The organism is Paenibacillus sp. MAHUQ-45 (assembly GCF_058133325.1).
The window spans coordinates 351,191-377,236 of the sequence record NZ_JBYUPV010000005.1 but is presented as its reverse complement, the minus strand read 5'-3'; the positions used below and the strand labels follow the sequence as shown (position 1 = coordinate 377,236).

Genomic DNA, 26,046 nt, shown 5'->3' with positions numbered 1-26,046 from the left:
CATGAAGTCGCCTCGTTTCCACTGTTTGTAGGGGTACAAACACTGTAACGAACGGGCGGCTTTTTTTCTACCTTTTTTTGGCTAATCAACAGGCCTACCCTGAAGCATATTATTCAGAAAATAAGCTACAAAAATGCTCTTATATCCTCTATTTTCCGCAAAATGAAAAATATAAGGTACAAAAATGCTGTTATTTGAGAGTACAGCTTCATCGATTGAATTAGACGATGAAGCCCTTAAGGAGTGAATCAGCAGCGACCAATAGCCTACGGCTCTACCACTACTGTTAGCTTTCGCGTTAGCCCCACCGTTAGCTCTAGCTCTACCGTTGGCGTTAGCCCTACCTAGTCCTAGCGTTAGCCTTAACTCTAGCTTTAACGCCGCGCAGTCGATTTAAGTCTTACATTTGAAATCATCGCTTCACTATCGCCCCAAAAGAACCCCGAAATAAAATCAGTGCCTGTTCTTGGTCTTCGATGGTCGCTGCGGCTTGCGGCGCTGGGGAATGTTCGGCTGAAGATTGTCACTCACCCGGGAGACTTCATCCGCCAGCACCGAATCGATAATGTCGATCGTGAGATCGTAATAGGCGAATGGCTGGTGCTCGAACTGCTCCAGACGGGCGGCATAGTCCTTCACTTCAAGCACCAGCTTCACGAGATCAATACCAAGCTCCCTGGTCGTTTCTCGCTCCAGCCTGAAAACCGCACTCTCCAGCATCATTCGCCCGCCGCGCACATTGTTATTCCGGAAGTGGAACAGTCCTACAGCGATCTGAAGCAATCCTTTATACACAGGATCTTTATCCTTGGCAAGCCACAGCTCCTCGAGCACCTCATGACACTCGAAATAATCTCTGTCCCTGTTGAAATAGACCAGATATTCCAGGTACAGCGGTTCATAGCCCATCTGGCAAATCGCCTTTCTTCGCTTCCGAAAGAAGTCCGCGTACATGGTCCAGAAGACCCTTCATCGCGTCCATATCATGAGCCTGCCAGATTTCATTGAACCGTTCCTGACTTTCGATGGCCTCATTGACCAGATGATAGAAATACAACTGGTGGATCGCCTTCAGCACTTGCGTGGTTGTATTCGAATTTTCCTCGAAGGTCTTCTGCGCATCCAGAATTTCTTCACGGATACTGGACATTTCACTGTCAAGAATCGATGCCGCTTCCGCTGCTGTCTTCAGACGCAACCGGATTTCATCCGGCAGGCTTTCGCGGTATTTATAATTCAAGGAATGTTCGATCGTCGCCCAGAAATTCATAGCCAGCGTGCGGATCTGAATCTCGGCAAGCACAATCTTTTGGCCCAGGGCCGTCTGTACAGGATATTTAATAATCATATGAAAGCTGCGGTAGCCGCTCTCTTTATAATTGGTGATGTAATCTTTCTCATAGAGGACCTCCAGGTCCTTGCGGGCCCGGATATATTCAGCCACTCTGCGGATATCCTCCACGAATTGGCACATAATGCGAATGCCGGCAATATCCTCGATGCCCGTCTCCAGATCTTCCATCTTCACATTCAGGCGCTTAGCCTTTTCAAGAATGCTCGATAGTCTCTTCACACGTCCGGTTACGAACTCGATTGGCGTATATTCCTCTCTTTTCTTCAACTCCGAACGCATGGTCTTAAACTTAACTTTCAGTTCCTCCACAGTTTGCTCATATGGAAGTAAAAAAGTTCCCCAATCCCTTCCGTCCATCGCCTTCGTCCTCCTGTCCTTTCGTCTTCCTCAGTGATGATCCGCGCCCACCGCTTCGGAAAGTGTACGGAATCCGTCCCGGCGCAGCAATTGCCGCAATCCGGCATGCAGCCTCCGGTTCACTTCAGGCCCTTCATAGATAAGGGCTGTATAAATCTCAACCAGGCTGGCGCCCGCCCGAATTTTGTCATAGGCATCCTGACTGGTGAAAATCCCGCCCGAGCCGATAATCGGCATTTTGCCGTCGGTCTGACGATAGATTTTGCGGATAATTTCGGTGGAACGGTCACGAAGTGGCTTCCCGCTGAGCCCCCCGGCCTCTCCCGCCTTCTCGTGGCTCAGCCCCTCACGGGTTATCGTAGTATTAGTAGCGATAATACCGTCCATCCCTGCTTCAGTCAGCGTATGTACCATATATTCCAGCTCGGTGTCGCTCACGTCGGGAGCGATCTTCACCAGCAGGCTCTTGTTCAGTCCGGTCGCCTTGCGCTGAATTTCCATCTCTTCCTTGACCTGGGCCAGCAGGAACGACAGCTCACTGCCATGCTGAAGGCTGCGCAGATCTGGTGTATTCGGCGAGCTGATGTTCACCACAAAAAAATCACCGTACGGATACAGCGTACGGATACACTGGCGGTAATCCTCATGGGCCGCTTCATTACTTGTCGCCTTGTTCCGTCCAATATTGACCGCAACCGGAATTCTGCGGTGCTTCAGCGCCTTCAGGCGCTGGACCATAGCCTCAGCTCCGTCATTGTTAAAGCCCATCCGGTTGATCAGAGCCTCGTCTGAGGGCAGGCGGAACAAGCGTGGGCTCTCGTTGCCCGGCTGTCCTTTGGGCGTCACCGTACCCACTTCCATAAAGCCAAAGCCAATGGAAGAAAATCCCGGCACCGCTGCGGCGTTCTTATCCAGGCCCGCAGCCAGTCCCACCGGGGTAGGAAAATGAACCCCGAACAAATCGACAGCCATGTCGGCCGTCTCCGGCACCCCGTACATCAGTCGCAGAGCCGCGCTGCCACCAGGCACGAATGCCGCTTTGTCCAAGCCGCCAACGACCAGATGGTGCGCCTTCTCGGCGTCCATTTTGAAGAAAATCGGTTTTCCAAAATTACGATACAGCACCCTTCTCGCTCCTTCATGGGGTCATTGCTAGTGCTTAAGTCTCCCCGCTTCTGTAGGTTTCTACTTGATTTTAGCCTTTTCCGGGTGAAAAGAAAAGTTTTTTGCCCTTTTCCGCCCCAAAGGACCCGGATGCCAAGTATAGTAATTTTATTGTAAACGCATTACAATGTAAGGGTAATCACCGATTATAAGAGAAAGAAGGTCGAACTGTATGTCAACTAAACGTAAACCCCCTACACTGCAGCAGAAGAAGGAAGAAGTGAACCGCAAAGCCCTCTTGTGGATCGGCGTCAGTCTTGCAGCGCTCATTATCTTAGTTATTGTGCTGTTGATTGTGCTTTAGGCCACTAGTTCAACCAGTGGTACTTTTTATGGGGGTTGGTCTGATTCGCTGAAGTTGCCGGTGAGAAGCGTTCCTTCGGCAGCAGCAGTTCTGCAGGCAGAACCCCTTTGCTTATTTCTACCTTCGTTCCTTTAGGCGCCAGTGCGAATAATTCCTCTACATCCCCACGCCTCATCCGGATACATCCCAACGACTCATCCTTGCCGATGCTGTTCACATCATTCGTGCCATGAATGGCATAATTCGTATCGGAAAGCTGCATACCGCGACTACCGAACTCTCCGTTGTCATGCCCATTCGGGTTAACGACCTTATCTGAAATTACAAAATGCCCCTCGGGAGTACGGTCACCACCAAGACCCACTTCATAGTTACGCAGCATCACCGAGCCGCTGACGACTGCCAGACGGTGTGTTTTTTTATCTATAATAATAGTAAGCGGGCTGGCAAAATAGGGCTGGCCCGGAGCCCCGCCGCCGGCCCCTGACCCACTTCCAGCAGCTCCTTGGGGCGCTTGGGCCGTATCCTGCTGTTCCGGTTGATCTCCCTTGGCTCCCGGGATCGCCGCCGCCCTGAGCGGCTTAAATGCCTGCTTCATAGCCGGTGTGACGCCCCCCAGCCAATTCCCGGGAAACGGTCCAGCGAGATCCTTCATTGCATCCGGCAGCTTTCCCTTAGCGGCTTGGTAGGCCTTCATTGCACTCCACAACACAGCCTGCTCTTCCTGTGCGTCTTGCCACTCTCCAGCCCGCTTGGCCAGCTCGCCATGCTCTGGCGGCTTACAGTTGCAGACAGCAGGCTCATAGGACTGATACTCGATGGCTCCGTTACCCGTCTTTTCAAGCGTAGAAATCAGTGGCAGCCGCTTCTTCCAGATCAGCCATTGTCCTTGACGCTTCATGCCGAGTACCGTTGTCTTGGAGACCGGCTGCTTGCTACCGAGCAGCGCGACCAGCACCTTGCCGGCTGAGGAAGCGTCTCCACTTTCTACCGCAGTGAAGGATAGCTGACTCTTGTTCGGAGCCTGGCTATTTTCCGGTTTAGCCATCGCAGGAGTCTCGGCAAGATCAGCCGTGTCTGAATCCTCCGAAGCCAGAGCCGGAGCAGAAGCCCCATCGGCTTCCCATGGCCGGACAAGCCCAGGTGCAGCTGCCGAAGGGATGGCTACCAGCAACAAGAGAATTAGTGCCAGCAGCGCGCGGCGAATCTTCTTGTGTTTTCGGTCTCGCTCACGCCCAGCCTGAAGCAGACCTTCCTCATACTCGCGCAGCATCTCAGCTGGCACCTTGCTATGCTCGAAAGCCTCATAGACCTCCCCGGACTGGTTGAAGCAATAATTGGCTTTGCCCTGCTGTCCGTTCTTATAATATTCTTTCCCAAGCAAGTACCATGCCATCTTGTTGTCAGGATGCATCTGCACGTAAGCTTTGAGATGCTGTATATTTTTCATCGGGACCTCCGCTATTAAAAGATTCCTTCATTATTACTATCGGTCAGACAAGAAAAAAAAGACATCCCCAGCACCGAAAATGTGCCAAAGGATGTCTTTTATGTCGTATGACAATAATATCGCGGGTGAATTAACCTTCTTTATTAAACGGCTCGTCCGCAATCTTGATGGAATCTGTCGGGCATCCGTCGCAAGCATCTTGCAGATCGTCGAACAGATCATCTGGAATTGCTGTTACGCCGTGGTTTCCGTCATTCTCATAAATAACTTCCGCCAAACCTTCATCATCGTAATCATAAATATCAGGGGCCGTTGCGCCACATGCACCGCATGCAATGCAAGTATCCTTCTCGACCCAAGTGTACTTAGCCATATTTATCTTTGCCTCCTGTTAAACAATGCAGCGCCGTATGAACGGTCTGTTATTTGTCTCATATTAATATAAAAGGAATGCAATTTCAATGATATTTCAAGACGTTTGCATTTCTGCCTCAAAATATGGTAGCTGACCTAAGGTGACAGCCATGCCTTTATTTCAGTCCTGATCCCGCTCCAAATGCCCGAGATTATCTTTCTGCAGCGAGGTGCCTCGATCCTTGTGGTTACGTAGCAACGAAGAATGCGTGTCGCTCAGCATTCCTGCCGTCAGCACCGCATTCTCGCCAAACTTATTGCGCAGCATGTCCATTGTCTTATTGAGCGATTCCTTCTTGGGCTGACGCTCGTAATCGAACAGATCCAGTTGGATCGCCGCCTCTTCTTTGAGAGACAGCCCTTGAGAGGTCACGCCAAGCAATCGCACGGGCTTATCTCCCCGCCAATGGCGCACAAACAAGTCACAGGCCGCCTTGTAGATATCCTCTGCCGTCTCTGTAGGTGCATCCAATTGCCGCGAACGGGTGATCGTCTTCATATCAGGCGTACGGATGGTCAACTGGATACCGGCAGCCACGAGACCCTGCTTCCGCAGCCGCCTTGCTACCTGGTCACTCAGGTTGAGCAGGATAGGCCGGGCCTCCGCGATGCCTATAACATCCTGCGGCAGAGTAGTCGTATGACCGATCGACTTGCTCTGTTCCCGCTCCGGGTTGACGACACCATGATCGATCCCATTACCTGCCCGCTTCAGCCAGGAACCCATTACACCAAAATGCTCAGTCAGCATCACCTCGTCGGCGGCAGCCAGCTGTCCAATGCTGTAAATCCCAAGCTTCCTTAATTTCTCCGCCGTCTTCCCGCCAATCCCGAACATTTCGTTGCAGGGCTTATGCCACAGAATATTCGGAACATCGCGCAGCCGCAGTACGGAAATACCGTTCGGCTTTTTCAGATCGGAGGCCATCTTAGCCAAGAGTTTATTCGGAGCAATTCCAATGGAGCACGGAAGGCCCAGCTCCTCCATAATGCGGCGCTGGATCTTCTCCGCAATCTCCAGCGGTGTCCCAAACTGGCGAGAGCCGGTAATATCCAGATAACATTCGTCAATGGAGACTGCTTCGAGTAAAGGAGTATAACTATAGGCAATCTGCATGAACGCATTGGAATATTTGCGGTATAGATGAAAGTTTGGCTTAATAACAGTTAGCGATGGACAGATCCGCAGCGCCTTCTGCACCTGCATTCCCGTAGAGATTCCCAGTCGGCGTGCAGCATAGGAGCAGGTCACAATGATTCCCTTACGCATCTCCACACTTCCGGCCACGGCCGTCGGCTTGTCCTTATATTGAGCCGGGTCCTCCGCCTCATGAACAGAGCAGTAAAAAGCGTTCATATCCACATGCAGGATCACACGGCCGCTTGCAGGATAATATTGGTCAACATTCTGCACAATATCTACCCTCTATCCTCTTATGGTTTCTATTGTCAGAATTAGAATACCGCTACCCTGAGCGAAGGTCAACTTGCCGCACCTTCTTTTTTAGCACATACGTTCTCTACCACGTTGCCGTGCAAAAAAGTTCTCTGTTACATTCCCGCGTAAAAATGCTATAATATATGAATTCATTTCCCTTAAGGAGGACTATCATGTCAAAGTCCATCTCCATCTTCGATACAACGTTGCGCGACGGCACCCAAGGTGAAGGTATCAGTCTGTCGGCCGACGACAAACTGAAGATCGCCAAGAAACTCGATGATCTGGGTGTGCACTATATTGAAGGTGGCATCCCGGGAAGCAACAATAAAGACATCGAATTTTTCAAAAGAGTCAAGGAGCTTCACCTGAACGCCAAAATCACCGCCTTCGGCAGCACCCGCCGCAAGAACTCTCTGGCTGAGCATGACGACAATCTGCAGCGAATGCTTGACGCAGGCGTGCCTGCAGCCACACTCGTAGGTAAGTCATGGGACTTCCATGTGCATACCGCACTCCAGACTACTCTGGAGGAGAATCTCGCCATGATTGGGGATTCCATTTCTTTTCTGAAGCACAAGGGCCTTGAAGTTATTTTTGATGCCGAGCATTTCTTTGACGGTTATAAAAATAACCCCGAATACGCCGCTGCAGTCTTGGCCAAAGCCAAAGAAGCCGGCGCAGACTGGCTGGTCATGTGCGACACGAATGGTGGAACACTTCCCCATGAAATACAGGAGATCGTAACATCATTGACGGTACGGCTGCCAGACGCTAAGCTCGGGATCCACACCCACAATGACTGCGAACTGGCAGTGGCCAATACGCTTAGCGCCATCGGTGCAGGTGTCCGCCAGGTTCAGGGAACCATCAACGGTTACGGCGAACGCTGTGGCAACGCCAACCTGTGTTCCATCATCCCTACGCTGCAGCTTAAGATGGGTTACCACTGTATTCCGGGCGATAATCTGTCACAGCTCACCAACACCGCCCGCTTTATTAGCGAAGTGGCCAATGTGAACATGCCTGTGAATCAACCCTATGTAGGGAATGCGGCTTTTGCTCACAAAGGCGGTATTCACGTCTCCGCCATCCTGCGCGATTCGCGTACCTATGAGCATATCGCGCCCGAGCTTGTCGGCAACAAGCAACGCGTTCTCGTCTCAGAACTCGCAGGACAGAGCAATGTGTTGTCGAAAGCCCAGGACATGGGACTTCAACTCGATCCAAGCAGCGAACAGGCTCGCAAAGTTATCGACAAGATCAAGACACTGGAGCATCAAGGCTATCAGTTCGAAGGTGCAGACGCCTCACTAGAGCTGCTGCTTCGTGAAGCAACAGGTGAAGTGAATGAGTTGTTTGTCTTCGAATCCTTCAAAATGCTGGTGGAGAAAAATGCCGGCAGCCCTGTTGTCTCCGAAGCCTTTGTCAAAATCCGGGTCGGGCAAGAGAGCCTCTACACCGCCGCGGAAGGCAATGGTCCGGTCAATGCGCTCGACAACGCGCTGCGTAAGGCTCTGCTAACCTACTTCCCGCAACTCAAAGAAATGCACCTCTCCGATTATAAGGTGCGGGTTCTGGATGAACAGGATCAAACAGCGGCCAAGGTACGCGTATTGATCGAGTCGAAAGACTACCATCAAACCTGGAGTACTGTTGGTGTATCCAGCAACGTGATTGAAGCCAGTTGGGAAGCACTAGTCGACAGTATGCGTTATGCTTTGCTTGGTCAGATTTCCCAGGTGCATGAGCAGCTGGAAGAACATGAGCCAAGAGGTCTCGTTAACCATTAACGAAGCCGCGAACACAGGAAATCCCACTATCAGCAGCGTCATTGCTGATAGTGGGATTTTTCAGGTGCTAATGATTCTCCTTTTCTAAGAACCAGTAAGTGTAACGATCTTCGCTTCCAATTCCTCCGGCGTCAGGATACCCAGTATAATCTCGGAGATGACACCGTTCTTGTCAATAAGCACATTGGTCGGAAAGACCGCGCCATTAAATTTGGCAAAGGCTTCGCCCTTCAGATCGTACATCACCGGAAAAGTCAGCTTGAACTTCTTCACGAAACGCTCAGCATTCGGCTTATAATCATGGCTGGTCACATTGATGCCGTAAATATCCAGCTTGTCTTTATACTTTTGGGCAATAACATTCAGCTCTGGAGCCTCCTGTTGGCAGGGATCGCACCAAGAAGCCCAGAAATTGAGCATGACGGCTTTTTCTCTTTTGCCGCCTACTTGATATGTGCTGCCATCACTTCCTTGAAGGCTCAACGCTGGCGCCAGCAATCCGGCACGAGGTCCAGATTCGGTGGGCAGCTCCTGCGAATTGAATACAGCTACCGCTTCCGATCCCCGTTCACGCCACATTACAAGCACACCCAGAATAACAATCAAGGCTACTACCGCTAAATTCCGTTTATTAACAGCTTTCATTGGCGTCTGTTCCTTTGCGAAATGGGATAGTTTCTTAACTATTGTACCCCCATTCGGTAAAGTTTCAAACCACCCATAAATTTGTCGCACATAAAAAAAGGACTCCGCCGCTGAGGACGAAATCCAAATGAAGAGAGGGGTGAACAATTGACAGCACGCCGGAGAAGGATCCAGTCCACTCGGATGGATTCTTACTTACAGCAAGGGCTGGGGAGGCCACCCGCTGTCCAGTTGTCCACGTCATACATGCGGAGTTCTGCCGGTAGCTGCCGCAGCGGGGGGCATGCGCATCAACAGCTTGTGCCAAGCGCGGGCGTAGCGCCTTACCCGCTGCATCTGTACACCTGCCCATGGATCATGGATACACACATGATGTCTTGTGAAGTTTGCGCGGAACGGTGGACTGGTCAGAGCCCAGCGCGGATGCCCACGGATACACACAATGGCTTGTGTGAATTAGCCGCTCTAGGCTCTACTTAAATAAGCGTACAGATCACCCAGCGTCTCTACCTGACGCCGATTGGCAATCTCACGGAGGTAAGCCACCCAGAGCTGCGCCGTCATTTTAGCATCCTCCAGAGCATGATGCCGTCCTTTAATCGGTATACTATGCACGGCCAGCAGTTCATCCAGAGTGTAATTGCTCCGCTGCGGCTCCAGCCATCTAGCCAGCATCATTGTGTCTAGCACACGATGGGTTAACTGAACCTTAGAGGTTTTCCATAGGGCCGCATTTAGAAAAGCTTTGTCATGTGCACTTGCATGAGCCACCAGTACCCGCTGCCCCACAAAGGACATAAAGTTATGAAGCCCCTCCATCAGAGGTGGCGCTGTCTTGGTCATGTCTTCAGAGATTCCAGTTAGCTCTGTAATGTTAGCCGGAATTGTCGTCTGGCAGTTAACCAAGGTATAAAAGCATTCTTCCTCCTTGATCTCCTCTCCTACCACCCGTATCGCCCCGAAGGACATAATTTCGTCTCCGTGCTGGTGGGAAAAGCCTGTTGTCTCCAGGTCAAAGATTACTGTTTCCAGCTGTGACAGCGGAGTATGCAGCACTTCGGGCCGCCGCTTCTCCCGCATCAACGAGCGAATAAAAGCCATCTGCTGAGCGCTCTGCTGCGCCGTCTCACCACCCCGCATGGAAGCAATCGCCGACGGCATTCCTCCTTGTCTCAAGTTGCTCCAGAATCCGCCGCCCTTGTTCGGCTCCTTCATGACTGCCTCCTCTCCGCTGCTCTAAGCTGTCTTTGCAAGGCACGGTGAATACGCCTGACCAATAGCAGACTTCCACGCAGCTCCGACATCAGCTGCTTGCTCTTAAGGTCCTGCTCCGACACATAATCACTGCTGAGCAACAATCCATCCCGAGTGATATAAGGTGTATTAGATCGCATTCGTAGTGCTGTCAGAAACGCTGTATGGATATCACCAAGATGATCATACTGCCCAAGTTGCTCCAGTTCCGCAAGCCGTTTCAAAGTAGCACTCTGCTGAATTCCATGTAACAGAGACAAGTGCCTTACACTGTTAACCAGCGGGATATACATGCCGTATTTGATATCGAAGCCTCCGGCGTAGTCCCCGAATCGTTCAGTAAGCACTTGACCAAGCAGGTTAAGCGTCGCCTTATGACGGACTGTGTTGCGCAACACGGCTGCGCTAAGCTTCTCATTGCCAATGAATCCTTCATGATAAGCCTTCAGCCATTGCGCCGACAGTCCAGCATCTCCGGCAACATGACGCATATCTGAAGCAATAATGAGATAGCGAACTGGCTCCCATTCCAGCTGCTCTCTCCATCCTTCGAGCTGTTCCTTCCATTCCTGGAGCGTCTTGCGCCACATAGGCTCGGAACACATGACCTTGCCTTCGCATTTCTCATACCCTGCTTCCTCTAATACATCAGAGAGCAGTGCACCAAAGGCTTCGAAATACCGATTCTTAGCTCCATCCGGTTCTCCATCCACAATTAAACCATTGTCCTGGTCACTCCATAATGTAGCTTCTTGTCGGCCCGCACTGCCGAATACAATAAAGGAATAAGCGCAGGGAGGCGGGCCGTAGCCCGCCTCTCTCATCTGCGCCTCGCATATTTGCACTGCGGCCTTGGCAATGAGATCATGCATGGCATTCACGCGTGACAGCCATTCACCAATCGAAATCACATTCAACTGCTGTAGAAGCACATTTTGACAGGTGATGCGCCTTTGCTTAAGTTCATGTGGCGAACCAGCCGTTGCGATGGAAGTATAGTAGTCCTCATTGATCCATCCTGCAGACTCCATCGAAGCCAAGCGGTTCGCCTCCCTTATAAGTGAAGTTATATTAACGATTGACAGCTTTGGATTCCGAATCAGTAATCAACTTCATTTGCTCAGGGTAGCCATAGGTACCATGCTCGCTGATATCCAGTCCCATCAATTCTTCCTCTTCCGTTACCCGGATGCCATTCACCAGTTTCATAACATACAAGATGATAAAGGACAGTGCGGCTACGAAGACGAATGTTCCGGCTACGCCAAGGATTTGAACACCTAACTGATGGAAGCCCCCACCGTAGAACAAGCCCGCTTGACCTACACCCGTAGTTTCAGCCAATTCAGGTGTTGCGAACAAACCAGTGGATACCGCACCCCACATTCCGGCAAGACCGTGAACAGAGAACGCATAGATCGGATCATCCAGACCCGCACGCTCCAGCCATTGTGCTGTCATGAAAGTGAATGCTCCTGCTACAAAACCGATCAGGATTGCAGCCCAAGGCTCAACGAAGGCACATGCTCCTGTGATAGCTACCAATGCTGCCAACACACCATTCAGCATAGCAGGGATATCCGATTTGCCGAAATACAGCCAGGAAGCGATCAGTGCTGCCAAGCCGCCTGCTGCAGCCGCAATGTTTGTAGTTACTGCTACGTGTCCGAAGAAACCACCCATTGGTGACAGCGCACTACCAGGGTTAAATCCGAACCAGCCGAACCAGAGAATGATAACACCGAGGACAGTGAAGACTTGGTTATGACCCGGAATAATGACCGGTTTGCCTTCTTTATTGAATTTGCCAAGTCGTGGCTTCAGCAATATTGTGGCCACTAATGCTGCGGTTGCGCCCGTCAGATGGACTACAGTGGAACCGGCATAATCTTGCATACCCAGAGAAGACAACCAGCCACCGCCCCATACCCAGTGAGCAACTACCGGATAGATGACTACCGAGAAAATAATCCCGAAGATAATATATACGCTAAGTTTAGCACGTTCCGCCATACCACCGGATACGATGGCCAGCGATACCGCTGCAAAAGCCATTTGGAACAGGAATTTAATATTCAGCGTTACATCAGAGCCAGCCAGGGAATCGAAGGAAGCTGCGGTGCTATCCCCACCATAGAGGAAGCCCGTTGTACCGAAGAATCCGTTGCCGTTACCAAAGCCAAGTCCGAAGCCAACAGCCCAAAAGCAAAGGCTTGCGATCGCTAGCGTCAACACTGTTTTACCAGCGACGTGACCCGCGTTCTTCATTCTTACCGAACCAGCCTCCAGCAGTGCAAAACCGGCTTGCATAAAGAATACCAGAATAAAGGCCAGGAAGGTAAATGCTGTGTCGAGCCCGATTTGCAGTTCCGGAGTACTCGGACCATCCGCTGCAAACGCACTTACCGGATAGATCATCAGTGTTATCATCGCTAACACCAAAACCAACCATTTCTTTCTCATTGTTCCCCACTCCCCTAATGTTATATTTTCTAACAAGTTGTGAAACTCTTAATGTCATTATAATCAGGAGTGAGGTAAATTGACAAGGGTTTTTATAAACTTTTCATTATTTATTTTATAGCCGGCATCTAATGCGTTAACTTAAGCTCTGGAGATCCCCGACCAAGGATAGCATGAGAAATCCGTTCGCTTTTATTGTAACCGCATCCATCGAATTGCTGTGTCTGATCATCATTTTATGTATTTTCAATAAGATTCACGAATAACACAACCTTATTGTTCGTGTTTTCATAGTACCGTCTAAAACGCGAATCACTTAACATCACGTGTTATGTTTTTACTATTTCATACCATTCTATAGATGTGAACGATGTATCCCTCCTCTATTTTCAAAGCTGACATAAGAAGGGTCGATCAGGACATCTCATTGTTCATGTCAGGTATTTTCGCCTCATAGCAAGCATATACTTTAGGTAAGTATCACGTTTGACTGTACGGTTTACAGTTTGTTATCATTGTAGAGACAGGTTTAAGATTGCCAAATATAAGGAATGACTGCCACAACCCGGTTGTCTGATTCCCAGCAGCGAGGTGAGTTAACATGGGGATATGACCCTGTATCGAATTGGAGAGTTGGCCAAGTTTGCCGGCATCAGTGAACGTACGATTGATTATTACACCAAGTTAGGTCTTATTTCTCCGGAGTCGCGGAGCATGAAAAATTATCGTTTATACAGTCATGAAACCTTGGCCGCTTTGGAACGTATTACTCAATTGAAGCATGACAAGTATACATTGGAAGAGATCAAGGTCATGATGAGCAAATGGAAAACGGCCGCTCCTGAAGCGGATGTATCCGATAAGCTTGTAGAGCTAGAGCTTCACATGCAGCAGTTAGAACGCGAAGTCAAAGCTCTTGAACCAATGATCAGTGGGCTGAAGCCCGGGCAAGCGAACAGAGCGATGTCCGCACTTCTCCCTCAAGGCTTGGCCTGTATTGAAGCCATACGCCTTTTACTGACCCACGGACCGTCAATGTAAGCAGCTTGTTCACACAACACTCTGGAGGAATGACATATGATGTACTTATTAGTAATTATCGCTTTTATTTTCTCGTTATGGGCCCAGTTCAGGGTCAAAGGCACGTTTAACAAATGGTCCAAGGTAGCAACCTCCAATGGAATGACCGGATATGATGCCGCTCGTCACATGCTGGACGTCAATGGACTCAGCGATGTTCCTATCGAACCTGTAAGAGGCGCTCTATCTGACCACTATGACCCAATCAACCGTGTTGTACGTCTGTCGGAGCCTGTATATTATGAAAGCTCTATTTCTGCCGTATCCGTAGCTTGTCACGAGGTAGGCCATGCAATCCAGCATAAAGTGCATTATCCGATGCTGACCTTGCGTCACCGGATGTTCCCGGTAGTTAACTTCGCTTCCGGCATTGCCCCCTTCATGCTGATCGCTGGATTCCTCTTCAGCTCCTTCAACCTGATCGGTCTTGGCATCATTTTCTTCTCGGCTTCCGTGGCTTTCCAGTTGGTTACTTTGCCGGTAGAGTTCAACGCCAGCAACCGCGCCCGTCAAGTCATGGTGGAGCAAGGCTACATCCGTAATGATGAGGAACACGGAGTTGCAAAGGTTCTGAATGCCGCCGCTTTGACTTACGTGGCTGCAGCACTAGTATCTCTACTTGAACTGCTAAGATTAATAACTTCCTTCCTCGGCAATCGTGACTAATATCTGATCTGCCATCTTTTTAAGGGGTGTCTCCATACCACGTTGTGGTATGGGACACCCCTTATTCGTGTTAATAAAGACACAAAAAACCTCTCCTGTTAAAATGGTGCGCGATCTACCATTTTCCAAAGAGAGGTTTCTTTAGGTCTTCTATATAATTAAGATGTACAACTAGCCTACCGGAGCACCCGAATGCTTCAGCCTGAAGTAGGATAACAGGAAGGCACGGAAGGAGCGAGCTACGAGCGGCAGCTTGCCGTCAGTGCGGTGAATCAGGCCCACCGTTCTGGTAACAACGGGTTCAACCACCTTCACCTGCGCCGGCTGAAGTGGGTTCGTCTGGAATAGCGCCATCTCCGGCAACAGGCTCACTCCCATTCCGGCTGCGACAAGACCACGGATAGTGTCTGTCTCCCCGCCCTCAAAGGCAATCTGCGGCTTGAAGCCCGCCTGGAGGCACGCCTGCCAGACAATAGGACGCAGCGAGTATCCCTGACTGAACAGAACGAACTTATCATCCTTCAGCTGATCCAGCCGAATAACTGATTCCCCGGCGAGCGGATGATTCTGCGGAAGAATCGCGAACAACTCCTCTGTCATCACAATATCTCCCGCCAAATGATCATTACTCTCCGGGAAAGGCGAGATGAAAGCCAGATCTACTTCACCCATCAACACATCCTTGATTAGCGACGGATACGTCCCCTGCTTGAAACGGAATTTGACATGGGGAAAATGTTTGCGGAACTCCGCTACAATACTCGGGATAAGATGCGTGCCCAGGCTATGCGGAAATCCGACACGAATCTCTCCCGACTCTGGATCCAGAAACTCATGCACCTCCGCCACCGAACGCTCAAGCTCTTTGAGTACGGCCTCTACCCTCTTGCAGAATAGCTGACCGACCGGCGTTAACTGCAGGTTTCGGCCTTTCTGCATGAACAAGTCCACTCCCAGTTCCTGCTCCAGCTGATGAATCTGGCGGCTGACCGCAGATTGAGCCACATGCAGTTCTTCCGCCGCGCGGGTGACATGCTCCTTTTGAGCAACCTTGAGAAAATATTGCAGCTGTCTAAGCTCCACGCTTGTCATCTCTCCTGTCTTCGGCTTCTTTTAAATAAGCGAATTATCAGTCCATAGAGGAAAAAGCCAGCGACTAAACCGCCGATATGCGCTACCCAGTCTATATTACGAACCGCAAACGTCATAATAACCCCCGTCAGCAGAAGCCCATAGAGCGTCTTGCGCGACCCTTCATCCATCATTGTTCTCTGCAGTAGGGCAATGTAGAGAAACGCCCCATATACAGCGTAAATTGCGCCTGAGGCCCCTACCGAGACCCGCCACACGTTGTCATTGGGAGTGCTTAGCACGATCGACATCACATTGGCCAGCACACCGCCACCTAAGTAAAGCAGCGCATACCGCCACCATCCAAGAAGCCGCTCCAATGGAGGTGCAAAGACCAGCAGCGCAAAGCTGTTAAAGAACAAATGTGAAAAACCATTGTGTAGAAAGATGGCTGCTCCGTATCTCCACCACTCTCCCCTGAGAGGTCCATTATCCACGATTGCTCCGTAATGGACCAGGGTATCCAGATTGGTTGATCCCCCATTAGCTGTTAAAATTATAAACATGACCACATTCGCCAAAAGCAAGAGCGTGGTCACCGGATAATACCGGATATAGCTTCGCCAATTCTCATATCGTATGAATATCATAAACACCCATCCTTTTATACAAGTTATCCTGTTGGACATACTCCCTTTAAAAAGATTATAATTTATAATGGTACTAACATTCCAATATGCCCATTCGAGGAGGAAACAAGGATATGACGCAAGAAAGAACAGGCGTGGCCACTTTAAAGGGCAGCCCCATCACACTTATCGGACCCGAACTGAAAGTCGGCGACCAAGCACCGGACTTTGTACTCAGCAAGAATCTTCTAGAAGAGGTATCCCTCAGTGATTATGCCGGCAAAATCAAGCTAATCAGTGTTGTGCCTTCTCTGGACACTGGTGTGTGCGATGCACAGACTCGTCGGTTCAATACTGAAGCCGCTGAACTTGGCGATGATGTCGTCATTCTCACTGTCAGCGTAGATCTGCCATTCGCTCAAGCCCGTTGGTGCGGCGCTGCCGGCATTGACCGTGTAATCACGCTTTCCGACCACAAGACGGCTTCATTCGGTGAAGCTTATGGCGTTCTGATCAAGGAACTCCGTTTGGACATGCGTTCCATCTTCGTGATCGACAAGGATAACAAGTTAACTTATGTAGAATACTTGAGCGAAATGGGCGAGCATCCAAACTACGAAGCCGCAATCTCCGCTGTAAAAGAGCTTCTGCAAGCTTAACGCAAGACAAACGCAAGACAAACGCACGTATGCACTTCATTATTTGTGAAAAAAGCGGCAGAAGGCCTCCCTTCTTCCGCTTTTCTTATGCGAATATCTCTCGAAAACGCATACAATCCCCTAATGGAATTGTTATTCGGCTATGCCGCTGTTCTCAATCCACTTTATATTTGCCAAGCTTCTTGTCCAGCGAGCCATAGAGGCGCTGAATTACGCGGTAATTGCCACCCAGGTCACCCAGGGAACCTCTGGAAGCGGAATATATATCAACTGCACAGCGCACCGGCGTCGTATTAAGTACCGAGACGGTGATATCGAGCGTACGGCCTAAGGCTGTTTTTTTCTCTAAAATAATCTCTCCGACTGACTCCACCTCATGCAGCACTTTATAACCCGGAATTTTTTTAAGTGTTGCGGATACTTCTTCCCAAGCCTTGTCCTTCTGCAGATTGTAGTAACGTGTCTTCAGTGCCGGATCTTTTGCGCGGTCACTCGTTCCATCATGGCTGCGGAACAAGCCGACCAAGGTTCTTTTTAACGACAAAATACTTCCCCCTCTTCAAGTCCCATGTTCATTAGTATAAGTGTAACACTCTTGCCTCAGGAACAAAAGAGCAATACTCACTTTCTGAATGTTCTCACAAGACAAGAAGGCGCCCTCTCCGTATAATACGGAAAATAGGGCGCCTGTCATAACCATTGGAAAACCCGCCTATGCCGTCCGGCCACAGTGTCTTCTGAACCTGCTAGAGCAGGTGGGTGATCGCAGAACTCGTTTTTGAATTCCCCAGGCCATATAGGCGGGGCCTTTCAGCCACGTTTCGATTTTGATCTCCCGAGACATTGTCATTGGTTCAAAACAACGAGCAGCCATAACGTACATCGCAGGATTTAGAACTATTATATTGCGTTTTGACGAAAATGTAAACCTGTATGCGCTTTAAATTATAACGGATTAGAAATTTCGCCAGTTTTCCGCAGCGTTATACGATATTGATTTAAACTCGTTTGTTATCTTTATCGCCTTCGTTATCAGCTTTGTCCGTCTCGGACTCGTCATCAGTATTGTCACCCTCAGATTCGCCCTCTTCTTCAAGCTTCCGGGCTTCTTCTGCTTCCTGCTCCTTCAGCTTACTCTGCTCGACTTGCATTTGCAGCTTATTGTAAGTTGCATAGAAGTTAAAGAAAGCAAGCATGGCTATCAGCGTAGGAATGGCAATAAAGTACAATGCAGGATACTTCAGACCTATATAAGCCAGTACCCCAGCTCCGATCAAAGTCATGAACACACGAATCGGTCGAGCAACGGTCAGCAAAAACGAGTTGATGACAACTTGTTTGAAGGTCATTTGGTAATGAACCACGATCGAGAAGAAATTAAACATGGACACGAATAAAATAATCATCAGCACCAGCATCAGAATGCCCACAATTTTGAAGTTGGCCATTTGCGTCATGTATACGGTCACATCAACGTACATAATGACGATCAGCAGCGTGTAAATCAGGCCACCGAGCATACTTTTTACATAATTCTCTTTATACCCCTGGAAGAACGTACGGAAGGTGCCGACATCCGTATTTCCCATTACCCATTTGCGCACAACCGTGAATAATGCGGCCGTAGCCGGAAACACAGTAAATGGTGCGAAAATGCCCATTGCCCAATTCAAGGTCAGCTGTTCGTTGGGGCCACCTGTGCCAGTACCCAACATAATAATTTTCATAACAGCTGCGAACAGAAACGGAATTGAACAGAGCGCCCATAAAATATTACTGAACGCAATCCGTGAAATCCATTCTGTGATGCGGTATAAACCACCCATTGCTCCTTTAAACTCCAATTTCCCTTCCTCCTGTCTGTCTCGCGCATACTGCGTATCTTAACTATACCTCAATATATATTATACAATAATCAAAGCTAATTAAAAATTTGTTTTCTTCCCTCATGGATAGAAAAAGTAATAAATTGTTAATAAAGGAAAATATAGTTCAATAAAACATGTGAGTTCTGAGTGATTTCGTATTCTGAGCATAGCGTCTTTTTCTAATTTTTAGAAAGAGTTTACTAGGAAGCGCATTCTTTTATATCCGGTCCCCTCCTGTCAACCTCAGCTCCTCAACTTTCGCCACAGTTCAGTCTGATGCATTGTATCATGTGTGTAACAGAAAATTGATATGCGCATTAAGTAGTTAATACATTTTTATTTATGTATAATTTTGTTTAAATAAGACCTGTCCGTGATCATTAGTCACGTCAGGAAGTTAATGAATCAGCGAGGTAAAGTTCATCAGGGGAATAGCTAGAGAAGCGAGGCTTTCCATTAACACGGTATCGGAGCTGAATCACGAAAAACGTGCAAGCGTAAAGGTTTAGGAACGCCGGAGAGGTTTCTTAAGCACTTAAAGGTCAGTACCGGAGAATGGCTGGAATACATAGAAGATGAAGAAGCCCCGCCGGAATAGTAAACTGCACTCCATTGTTAGATGCTGTCTAAGAAATGGAGTGCAATTCTCTTGAGTGTGGATGCTGTGAAGTCCCCGTCCTACTTCGAACTTTTGTTGAGCGATTAAAGCCCCTTATGAGAATATAAATATCAGGAACTAAACACAGAGCTCCTTTTCAGGGCTCTAGATCAACTAAAAAACCCTTACTTTAATTTTTTTCATATCTTTACCGTCTGAAAACCATTTAAAACCCTCCTGAACTAGGTCAATGTTAATTTCAAATTTCCCTTTTTCAAGAAACGGTCCTAATTTACCCTCGATTATCACAGATGATCCAGGTTGAACGTCCTGAGGGAGTAACCCAGATCTTCCTTCACGTCTTTCTTCATTATAGGTTTGATAATAGTACCCAAGATTTATTAAAAATCCACCGTCGACTTGCCCAATTGCGGGCCATGTTATTTGGCTACGATTAGTTACCTTTACTTTAAGTGTGCCGGTAACTCCCACAGGCAGTTCAGAAGGGTATTCCATTATTTCAATATCACTCATAGTTCCATCTACTAATGGACCGGTTGATATCGTTCCATTATTTGGCCAGAAAGCAGCATCTGAATAAATAGTACCCAAATCATTTTCCAGCAGTTGGAGAACAACGAACTTCGTGTCTTTATCCAAAAAGGAAGGTGTTCTTTTGAATATATCCGAGTGAATAGAATTGATTTCACTAAAATAGTGTGGAAAGCTATAATCCGAGAAATGGCCTGTAAATGAATTTCCAATTAACAAAGTTTTTGGAAGTACGTTTTTGCATGAATTATCAGACAAATGACTGAATCTGTAAACACTATTCGGAATCAATGTCTTCCCACAATCAGTCCAGTTGTTTTGAATGACCGGAATATCTTCAGTAAGTTTTTTAAATAATCCCATCTGTATATTTTCGCCGCCGGCCCAATTTTTTTCTGTTAAGAATTTAAAATCGTTATTAATAGTTAAATTATTTTCAGTTAAAGAATTTAATTTGCGAGCTATTTCATTCGAAACCACGTACTCAGAGATAGCATTGTAGTGAAAATCAGTTTTGTAATAAGTTTGATAATTCTTTTTTAAATCAAGTAAGACTTTTTTTGTATCTACATATTGAATATCAGAGTTACGTAGATGGTTCATAAATTTATCAAATCCGTTAACCTCAGGGCGCTTTATCTTCGCCATAAACTCATTTGGATAAATCGAGCTTTTACTGGGAATAGGAACTAAAAGCAACTGAATTCCTTTCGATTTAAGCTCTTCATCAAATTTAGCAAATCGTCCAAATAGTGTAGACATTTGCTCATCTGTCTTTCTATCCAACTGTGGTAATTCCACTTCATCAGCAGGCTTATAAAACAAGAATCCATCCTTGCCTATAAACACTTTATCCGAGACATTAAACAATGAGTAATCAATTTGGTTCTTTAGCTTAATTAAAAAGTCTCTATATCCAAAATTGTCATTATAGTACTGTTCGTACTTATGAGTAAACGACTCTTTGCCCTCAAGAAGGTTCGGTATAAATCCGCCATCCGGCAGTTCTGCCTTTACCCTGTTTTCCGAAAGAGGCGTAATCTTAAATAACATTAGTTCTTTTTGAATCCCAGGTAAAAGAATAGCTATCATAAAAATAATCACGAAACTTTTCTTTACGTTATCGGAAACCATCTAGTCCCATCCTTTTTAGAATTGAAAATAAATGAAAGGCTGAAATCCACTCTTCGCGATTGAAGCAGCTGAAAGGATGAACACTAACAAAGATATTATTCCTTTAACTATCGTGGAAAGAGTAGAATCATTTCTTATTACCTTAATCTTCTCATGTGGAACAAAAGCTATCACAAAACCGATTACAGCAAAGACTATAATATTATTTTGCAAGAAATACATTGGTTCAAAGTATGTAATCTTGGAGGCATAACCAAAACTAAACATGGACTTAATGTAAGTAAACGCTCCTTCTAATGATGAAGAACGGAAGAATACCCATCCGATCATTATTAAGTTGAACGTAACCAACCAACCTAAAAATCCTTTAGGTTCAAAATTGTATTTTTGTTTCAGTAATCTTTCTATGATTAGAATAACACCCTGATACATTCCCCATACAACAAACGACCAGGAAGCACCATGCCAAAGACCACATAAAAAGAATACGATAAACAGATTTACGTAGGTTCTTACTGGCCCTTTTCGGCTTCCCCCAAGCGGAATGTACAGAAAATCCCGAAACCATCTAGATAACGACATATGCCACCGTCTCCAAAATTCTGTAACACTTTGAGAACGATACGGCTGGTTGAAGTTCTCTGGGAAATTAAATCCCATAAACTTCGCTAAACCTATAGCCATATCAGTATAGCCGGAGAAATCAAAATAGATTTGAAGTGTATAGCAGATGATACCTATCCATGCAATGCCAGTAGTCAATTCGTTTTGAGGGAGATCAAAGACTTTGTCTGCCACCACACCGATATTATTAGCAATCAACACCTTCTTACTAAGTCCGATAGCAAATCTCCAGATTCCTTCAAACATCATTTCCAACTTGATTTCACGTTCTTCCAATTCTCTCTCTATCTCTGAGTAACGAACGATTGGCCCTGCAACTAGGTGCGGGAACAAAGAAAGATAGGTAGCGAAATCAATGATGTTTCGCGCTGCAGTTTGTCTCCTATAGACTTCAACCAAGTAAGAAATAGCCATGAATGTATAAAACGAAATTGCAGCAGGTAAGATAATTTTTTCCAGACTTCCTGTATATATCCCTATATTTTCAAAAAATAAAGAAAGTTGTTCATAGAAAAAGTTGGAATATTTGTAATAAATCAAAACTGCTAGATTACATGATACTCCCACTATGAGTAATACTTTTCTTATCCCACTCTTTTTTTTCATTAATTGAGCGTTCATCAATATGCCAATGTAATAGTTAACGACTATTGATGCAATAAGAATATACACTGCTTCACCTGAACCCCATAAATAAAAATAAAGACTGGCTAACAAAATATACAAATTGCTGACTAATCTCTTGCTTTTATAGCTAATAATTTCAATAAAATAATAAATCAACAAAAACATGGGTAGAAAACTAAAAAGAAATATGCTGGTGCTAAAAATCATAACTGTACCCCTTATACTGGAAATTATATGATTTGACAACATATTATAACCCATATGACACCATCCAGCAAGGTTTTCCAAAACACGCGCTTATGGTAAAAATATTTTTCACAACACGAAAAATCCCCCGTTAATTCGCTTCAACCAGACCATCTCTCGCATACGGGCTATGATTCGTATAGAGATAGAGCTTTACACTCACTTTCTTTACGTTAATAGTTTATTTCACTTCATTTTTTTACAATTACATTCACGCGACCAAACTTATGCTACAAAAAATTATGAACAGACGAAAAACACCTTTCAGCAGCGTACTAAAACCACCAAGTATTTCAACTTTCTAATATATAAGTGATTTTCATCAATAAACGAAGCTCTGAATACCCATGATATACTTTTGGTTTCAGTGCTGCATGTGTAACTTCAATACCCTATTTGCCCCGTTCTTTTCCAGCGCCCAAGTTTTTGATTAATAGGTTATGGTCTATACCGTCAGAGAAATAAGTCCATATATTAGAGACGTAACCAATTCAATCAACAATTCAAAGGAGGTATTCCTATGTCCTCACCTGTTGGCTACGGCGGCTTCACTTCCACCGGCACAATTCTGGTTCTGTTCATCCTGCTCGTCATCATCACTCGCACATTCATCTAATTTGTGCCTTGGAGCGTCTATATCGTCCAATGAACGATTAGGCGTTCTCCTAACAACGATAAGCAAAGTATTACTTAAAAATTCTTGCTTATACAAAAAAAGACGGGACCCGCGCTGCGGTGTCCCGTCTTCTTCATATGTTCAATCATCAGCAACCGCCGATGACCTGATCAGCTTAAACGTCGGAGGAATCCTCACGTTTTACCGCTGGACGTGTGCTGGTAGTGCTGCCGCTCGGGCGAGTAGAAGGTCTACGCTCACCACTACGGGATGCCGAGTAATCACGGCCTCCTGCGTTGTCACGGTTGCCTTTATAGCCACCGCCGTAGCCGCCATTTCCACCACCGTAGTTGTTGCTGTATCCGCCACGGCTGCTTCCGCCGCCATTGTTGTCACGGTTGCCACGGTATCCGCCGCCGGAACCACCACCGTAGCCACCACGGTTGCCATAGCCACCGTTAGGCTTGCGTCCGCTGCGGATGTCATTCTTGCCACCGCGACGTTTCACGCGAATCGGATCTTCCGGAGTCAGTTCGATTTCGGAATCCTTCTTCTCGCCAGTCAGAAGCTTCATTGCCGCAGACAACAATTGTACGGAATCGTATTGTTCCAACAATTGAATAGCAATGCCTTTATATTCATTCAGTTCACCATTCTCCACCATGTGCAGTAGACGCTCTGCAGTAATGCGTTGCTTACCTTCGATCGCCTCAGCCATTGTTGGCAACGGCTTGCGAGTAATGCGGTGACGGGTAACACGCTCAATCAGGTGCAGGTGATCCATTTCGCGTGGTGTCACGAAGGACCATGCCGTACCTTCCTTACCTGCGCGACCAGTACGGCCGATACGGTGTACATAGCTCTCAGGATCTTGTGGAAGGTCAAAGTTGATTACATGGGTTACACCGGACACGTCGAGACCGCGTGCTGCTACGTCTGTAGCTACCAGTACATCAATGCTTCCGTCACGGAATTTACGCATAACGGCATCACGTTGATTCTGGGAAAGGTCACCGTGAAGTCCATCAGCGGAATATCCACGTTTTTGGAGGGCTTCGGCTAACTCATCAACCCGACGCTTCGTGCGTCCGAAAATGATGGCAAGCTCAGGAGATTCCATATCGATCAAACGGCTAAGCGCTTCGAACTTTTGACGTTCAGGAACTTCAATATAAGCTTGGTCGATCAGCGGAGCGCTGATTTGTTTCGGAATAACCGATACGTGCTGCGGATTTTTCAGGAATTGCTGTGCCAGACGTTGAATGTTAGGGGGCATAGTAGCAGAGAACAACAGGGTTTGACGTTCTTCTGGAACAAGCTTGAGGATGGACTGAATGTCCTCCATGAAGCCCATGTCCAGCATTTCATCTGCTTCGTCAAGGACAACAGTCTGTACATCGTCCAGACGGATGGTTTTGCGGTTAATGTGGTCCAGGAGACGTCCTGGGGTACCGATAATGATTTGAGGTTTCTTCTTCAATCCGCGGATTTGACGACCGATATCCTGTCCGCCATAGATCGCCAGGGAACGAAGTCCTTTGAAGCGAGTCAGTTTGCCGATTTCTTCAGCTACTTGGATGGCAAGTTCCCGTGTCGGGGTCATAACGAGTGCGAGAATCTTCTCATCTTCACGGTTGATTTTGGAAATGAGGGGAATACCAAAAGCAGCAGTTTTACCTGTACCTGTTTGTGCTTGACCAATTAGGTCCGATCCGGTCAATGCCAGGGGAATCGACTGTGCTTGAATAGGTGTTGCTTCCTCAAATCCTAGCTCTGTGATTGCCTGGAGAACTTTTGGCTCCAGGCCGAATTCTGCGAATGTTTTCAAATTATTCATGCTCCTTCTATACAGTGGACATTCCACATGCTTGTCTGTATTCTTAAGTAGCGGTAAACACATTTATAGGCTGTCCAATCATGCCAGAATCTCTGCATGGTTAACGCGTACCTGGGACGAAAAGCCGTCCTATCATCAGGCGCTTCAAAATCACCTGAGCAATTGTAGCTTCACATCCGAAGCAATGCAAAAGTACCATTGTAACGTCCTACTCAAGAATATCCTATACATTATATCACAAACATAAAGGGGAATACCAGTGTATTCCTTTCTTTCATGGTTTACAATACACACCAGAGGTGAATTTGCTTGTTAAAACGTATTGGGAGTTATGCAACAGTAATATTTGGATCTGCATTGATCGCCAGCGGCTTTAATCTTTTTTTGATTCCGCACCGTTTGCTCAGTGGCGGCGTATCGGGTCTGTCGATGCTTGTGGGTTATTTTACACCCTTCAATATCAGTCTGCTGTATCTTTTGTTCAACATTCCACTCCTTGTGGCAGGATGGTTCCAACTGGGACGACGGTTCATCGTTCTCAGCATCCTTTCCGTCGCCTCCACCACCTGGCTGATGACGCTGATCCCCGTAAGAGTTGTGCCCTCGGATATGCTGCTTGCCTCTGTATTCGGCGGCGTGATGGTCGGCGTTGGCAGTGGTATCTCCTTCCGTGCTGGCGGATCGTCGGGGGGATTCGATATTTTGGGTTCCATCATTACCCGTTACCGCGATTTTCCGGTCGGCACCATCATTGCAGGGATGAACGGCCTGGTCATTCTGGCAGCAGCTTATTTTGATAATAACTGGAATCTCGCTTTGGCATCCATGGTTTCAATCTACGTCACCGGTAAGGTTGTCGATATGATTCACATCAGCCATATCAAGGTAACGGTATATATTGTAACCAATCGCACGGAAGAGCTGCTGAAGCAGCTGCTCGTTCTACAGCGTGGAGTTACGAAGATCAGAACCGAAGGTGCTTATTCTCACGTAGAAAAGGACATGCTAATGACAGTAACTACCCGGTATGAGCTTGCAGAGCTGAAACGCATCATCAAAACAACGGACCCGCAAGCTTTTGTTAATATCGTGGAGACTGTAGGCGTCATGGGTTCATTCCGCAAGAGGTAATGAGAAACAATGCACATGCTTCAAATCTGTGGTATATTATAGTCACGCAGGACCCTTTATAATTTCATGAAG

Annotated in this window: 25 protein-coding genes and 1 other RNA gene; 7 read left to right on the top strand and 19 right to left on the bottom strand. The window is 47.3% G+C overall.

Annotated features, from left to right (window positions below):
* Positions 1 to 453: 453 nt before the first annotated feature.
* Genes AC3Y23_RS14375 through AC3Y23_RS14365 form a run of 3 tightly spaced genes read right to left on the bottom strand, consistent with a single transcriptional unit; the run spans position 454 to position 2,836 of the window.
* Positions 454 to 909: a DUF309 domain-containing protein gene (locus AC3Y23_RS14375; protein ID WP_379199975.1), complete on the bottom strand. Its 456-nt coding sequence runs from the start codon at positions 907 to 909 to the stop codon at positions 454 to 456.
* Positions 899 to 1,711, bottom strand: a complete 813-nt coding sequence (yjbM, locus tag AC3Y23_RS14370) for a GTP diphosphokinase (protein ID WP_379199973.1) — start codon at positions 1,709 to 1,711, stop codon at positions 899 to 901. Before yjbM ends, AC3Y23_RS14375 begins: the two co-directional genes overlap by 11 nt.
* A gap of 30 nt (positions 1,712 to 1,741) precedes the next feature.
* A complete protein-coding gene (locus AC3Y23_RS14365; protein ID WP_379199971.1) occupies positions 1,742 to 2,836 on the bottom strand; it encodes a quinone-dependent dihydroorotate dehydrogenase in 1,095 nt (364 codons plus the stop codon).
* Positions 2,837 to 3,047: 211 nt separating this feature from the next.
* On the opposite strand from AC3Y23_RS14365, the gene AC3Y23_RS14360 reads away from it, so the two are divergent.
* Positions 3,048 to 3,179, top strand: coding sequence for a hypothetical protein (locus tag AC3Y23_RS14360; RefSeq protein ID WP_379199969.1), 132 nt, complete (start codon positions 3,048 to 3,050; stop codon positions 3,177 to 3,179).
* A 4-nt stretch (positions 3,180 to 3,183) separates the two neighbouring features.
* Here the strand turns inward: AC3Y23_RS14360 and AC3Y23_RS14355 are convergent, their stop codons facing one another.
* The 3 genes from AC3Y23_RS14355 to AC3Y23_RS14345 form a co-directional block, all read right to left on the bottom strand.
* Positions 3,184 to 4,629 carry a L,D-transpeptidase gene (locus tag AC3Y23_RS14355; protein WP_379199967.1) on the bottom strand — a complete coding sequence of 482 codons (1,446 nt, stop codon included), beginning with the start codon at positions 4,627 to 4,629 and terminating at the stop codon, positions 3,184 to 3,186.
* A gap of 130 nt (positions 4,630 to 4,759) precedes the next feature.
* Positions 4,760 to 5,002, bottom strand: coding sequence for a ferredoxin (locus AC3Y23_RS14350; RefSeq protein ID WP_379199965.1), 243 nt, complete (start codon positions 5,000 to 5,002; stop codon positions 4,760 to 4,762).
* A 162-nt stretch (positions 5,003 to 5,164) separates the two neighbouring features.
* Positions 5,165 to 6,457: a DNA polymerase IV gene (locus AC3Y23_RS14345; protein ID WP_379199963.1), complete on the bottom strand. Its 1,293-nt coding sequence runs from the start codon at positions 6,455 to 6,457 to the stop codon at positions 5,165 to 5,167.
* 197 nt (positions 6,458 to 6,654) lie between these two features.
* Here AC3Y23_RS14345 and cimA point away from each other — a divergent pair, with 197 nt between their 5' ends.
* Positions 6,655 to 8,274, top strand: a complete 1,620-nt coding sequence (gene cimA, locus AC3Y23_RS14340) for a citramalate synthase (protein ID WP_379199961.1) — start codon at positions 6,655 to 6,657, stop codon at positions 8,272 to 8,274.
* Positions 8,275 to 8,358: 84 nt separating this feature from the next.
* On the opposite strand, the gene AC3Y23_RS14335 is transcribed toward cimA, so the two are convergent.
* The 5 genes from AC3Y23_RS14335 to AC3Y23_RS14315 form a co-directional block, all read right to left on the bottom strand.
* Positions 8,359 to 8,919, bottom strand: a complete 561-nt coding sequence (locus AC3Y23_RS14335; protein WP_379199959.1) for a TlpA family protein disulfide reductase — start codon at positions 8,917 to 8,919, stop codon at positions 8,359 to 8,361.
* A 64-nt stretch (positions 8,920 to 8,983) separates the two neighbouring features.
* A complete protein-coding gene (locus AC3Y23_RS14330; RefSeq protein ID WP_379199957.1) occupies positions 8,984 to 9,271 on the bottom strand; it encodes a hypothetical protein in 288 nt (95 codons plus the stop codon).
* 113 nt (positions 9,272 to 9,384) lie between these two features.
* Positions 9,385 to 10,134 carry an exonuclease domain-containing protein gene (locus AC3Y23_RS14325; RefSeq protein WP_379199955.1) on the bottom strand — a complete coding sequence of 250 codons (750 nt, stop codon included), beginning with the start codon at positions 10,132 to 10,134 and terminating at the stop codon, positions 9,385 to 9,387.
* Positions 10,131 to 11,213, bottom strand: a complete 1,083-nt coding sequence (locus tag AC3Y23_RS14320; RefSeq protein WP_379199953.1) for a DUF294 nucleotidyltransferase-like domain-containing protein — start codon at positions 11,211 to 11,213, stop codon at positions 10,131 to 10,133. The genes AC3Y23_RS14325 and AC3Y23_RS14320 overlap by 4 nt, the downstream gene beginning before the upstream one ends.
* Positions 11,214 to 11,244: 31 nt before the next feature.
* On the bottom strand, positions 11,245 to 12,636 hold the full coding sequence (locus tag AC3Y23_RS14315) for an ammonium transporter (RefSeq protein WP_379199951.1): 1,392 nt from the start codon (positions 12,634 to 12,636) through the stop codon (positions 11,245 to 11,247).
* Positions 12,637 to 13,245: 609 nt separating this feature from the next.
* Between AC3Y23_RS14315 and AC3Y23_RS14310 the strand changes: the two genes are divergently transcribed.
* Both AC3Y23_RS14310 and AC3Y23_RS14305 read left to right on the top strand, forming a co-directional pair.
* The gene (locus AC3Y23_RS14310; RefSeq protein ID WP_379199949.1) at positions 13,246 to 13,677 is read left to right on the top strand and encodes a MerR family transcriptional regulator; all 432 of its coding nucleotides are present in this window, start codon (positions 13,246 to 13,248) and stop codon (positions 13,675 to 13,677) included.
* Between the two features lie 36 nt (positions 13,678 to 13,713).
* Positions 13,714 to 14,382, top strand: a complete 669-nt coding sequence (locus tag AC3Y23_RS14305; protein ID WP_379199947.1) for a zinc metallopeptidase — start codon at positions 13,714 to 13,716, stop codon at positions 14,380 to 14,382.
* Positions 14,383 to 14,553: 171 nt separating this feature from the next.
* Here the strand turns inward: AC3Y23_RS14305 and gltC are convergent, their stop codons facing one another.
* Entirely contained in the window at positions 14,554 to 15,465 is a 912-nt protein-coding gene (gltC, locus tag AC3Y23_RS14300) for a glutamate biosynthesis transcriptional regulator GltC (RefSeq protein WP_379199945.1), read from the bottom strand.
* A gap of 5 nt (positions 15,466 to 15,470) precedes the next feature.
* On the bottom strand, positions 15,471 to 16,103 hold the full coding sequence (locus tag AC3Y23_RS14295; RefSeq protein WP_379199943.1) for a rhomboid family intramembrane serine protease: 633 nt from the start codon (positions 16,101 to 16,103) through the stop codon (positions 15,471 to 15,473).
* 113 nt (positions 16,104 to 16,216) lie between these two features.
* Between AC3Y23_RS14295 and tpx the strand changes: the two genes are divergently transcribed.
* Positions 16,217 to 16,741 carry a thiol peroxidase gene (tpx, locus tag AC3Y23_RS14290; RefSeq protein WP_379199941.1) on the top strand — a complete coding sequence of 175 codons (525 nt, stop codon included), beginning with the start codon at positions 16,217 to 16,219 and terminating at the stop codon, positions 16,739 to 16,741.
* Between the two features lie 154 nt (positions 16,742 to 16,895).
* Here tpx and AC3Y23_RS14285 read toward each other — a convergent pair whose 3' ends face one another.
* The 5 genes from AC3Y23_RS14285 to AC3Y23_RS14265 form a co-directional block, all read right to left on the bottom strand.
* Positions 16,896 to 17,285, bottom strand: coding sequence for a DUF1499 domain-containing protein (locus tag AC3Y23_RS14285; RefSeq protein ID WP_066371822.1), 390 nt, complete (start codon positions 17,283 to 17,285; stop codon positions 16,896 to 16,898).
* A 157-nt stretch (positions 17,286 to 17,442) separates the two neighbouring features.
* Positions 17,443 to 17,635, bottom strand: a non-coding RNA gene (gene ssrS / locus AC3Y23_RS14280) — 6S RNA.
* Positions 17,636 to 17,739: 104 nt separating this feature from the next.
* Positions 17,740 to 18,585 carry a YesL family protein gene (locus AC3Y23_RS14275; RefSeq protein WP_379199939.1) on the bottom strand — a complete coding sequence of 282 codons (846 nt, stop codon included), beginning with the start codon at positions 18,583 to 18,585 and terminating at the stop codon, positions 17,740 to 17,742.
* A gap of 796 nt (positions 18,586 to 19,381) precedes the next feature.
* On the bottom strand, positions 19,382 to 20,893 hold the full coding sequence (locus AC3Y23_RS14270; protein ID WP_379199937.1) for an alginate O-acetyltransferase AlgX-related protein: 1,512 nt from the start codon (positions 20,891 to 20,893) through the stop codon (positions 19,382 to 19,384).
* Positions 20,894 to 20,908: 15 nt separating this feature from the next.
* Positions 20,909 to 22,234 carry an MBOAT family O-acyltransferase gene (locus AC3Y23_RS14265; protein WP_379199935.1) on the bottom strand — a complete coding sequence of 442 codons (1,326 nt, stop codon included), beginning with the start codon at positions 22,232 to 22,234 and terminating at the stop codon, positions 20,909 to 20,911.
* Positions 22,235 to 22,910: 676 nt separating this feature from the next.
* Here AC3Y23_RS14265 and AC3Y23_RS14260 point away from each other — a divergent pair.
* Positions 22,911 to 23,006, top strand: coding sequence for a YjcZ family sporulation protein (locus AC3Y23_RS14260; protein WP_379199933.1), 96 nt, complete (start codon positions 22,911 to 22,913; stop codon positions 23,004 to 23,006).
* Positions 23,007 to 23,181: 175 nt separating this feature from the next.
* Here the strand turns inward: AC3Y23_RS14260 and cshA are convergent, their stop codons facing one another.
* Positions 23,182 to 24,834, bottom strand: coding sequence for a degradosome RNA helicase CshA (gene cshA, locus AC3Y23_RS14255; protein ID WP_379200008.1), 1,653 nt, complete (start codon positions 24,832 to 24,834; stop codon positions 23,182 to 23,184).
* Positions 24,835 to 25,152: 318 nt separating this feature from the next.
* On the opposite strand from cshA, the gene AC3Y23_RS14250 reads away from it, so the two are divergent.
* On the top strand, positions 25,153 to 25,974 hold the full coding sequence (locus tag AC3Y23_RS14250) for a YitT family protein (RefSeq protein ID WP_379199931.1): 822 nt from the start codon (positions 25,153 to 25,155) through the stop codon (positions 25,972 to 25,974).
* Positions 25,975 to 26,046 lie beyond the last annotated feature (72 nt).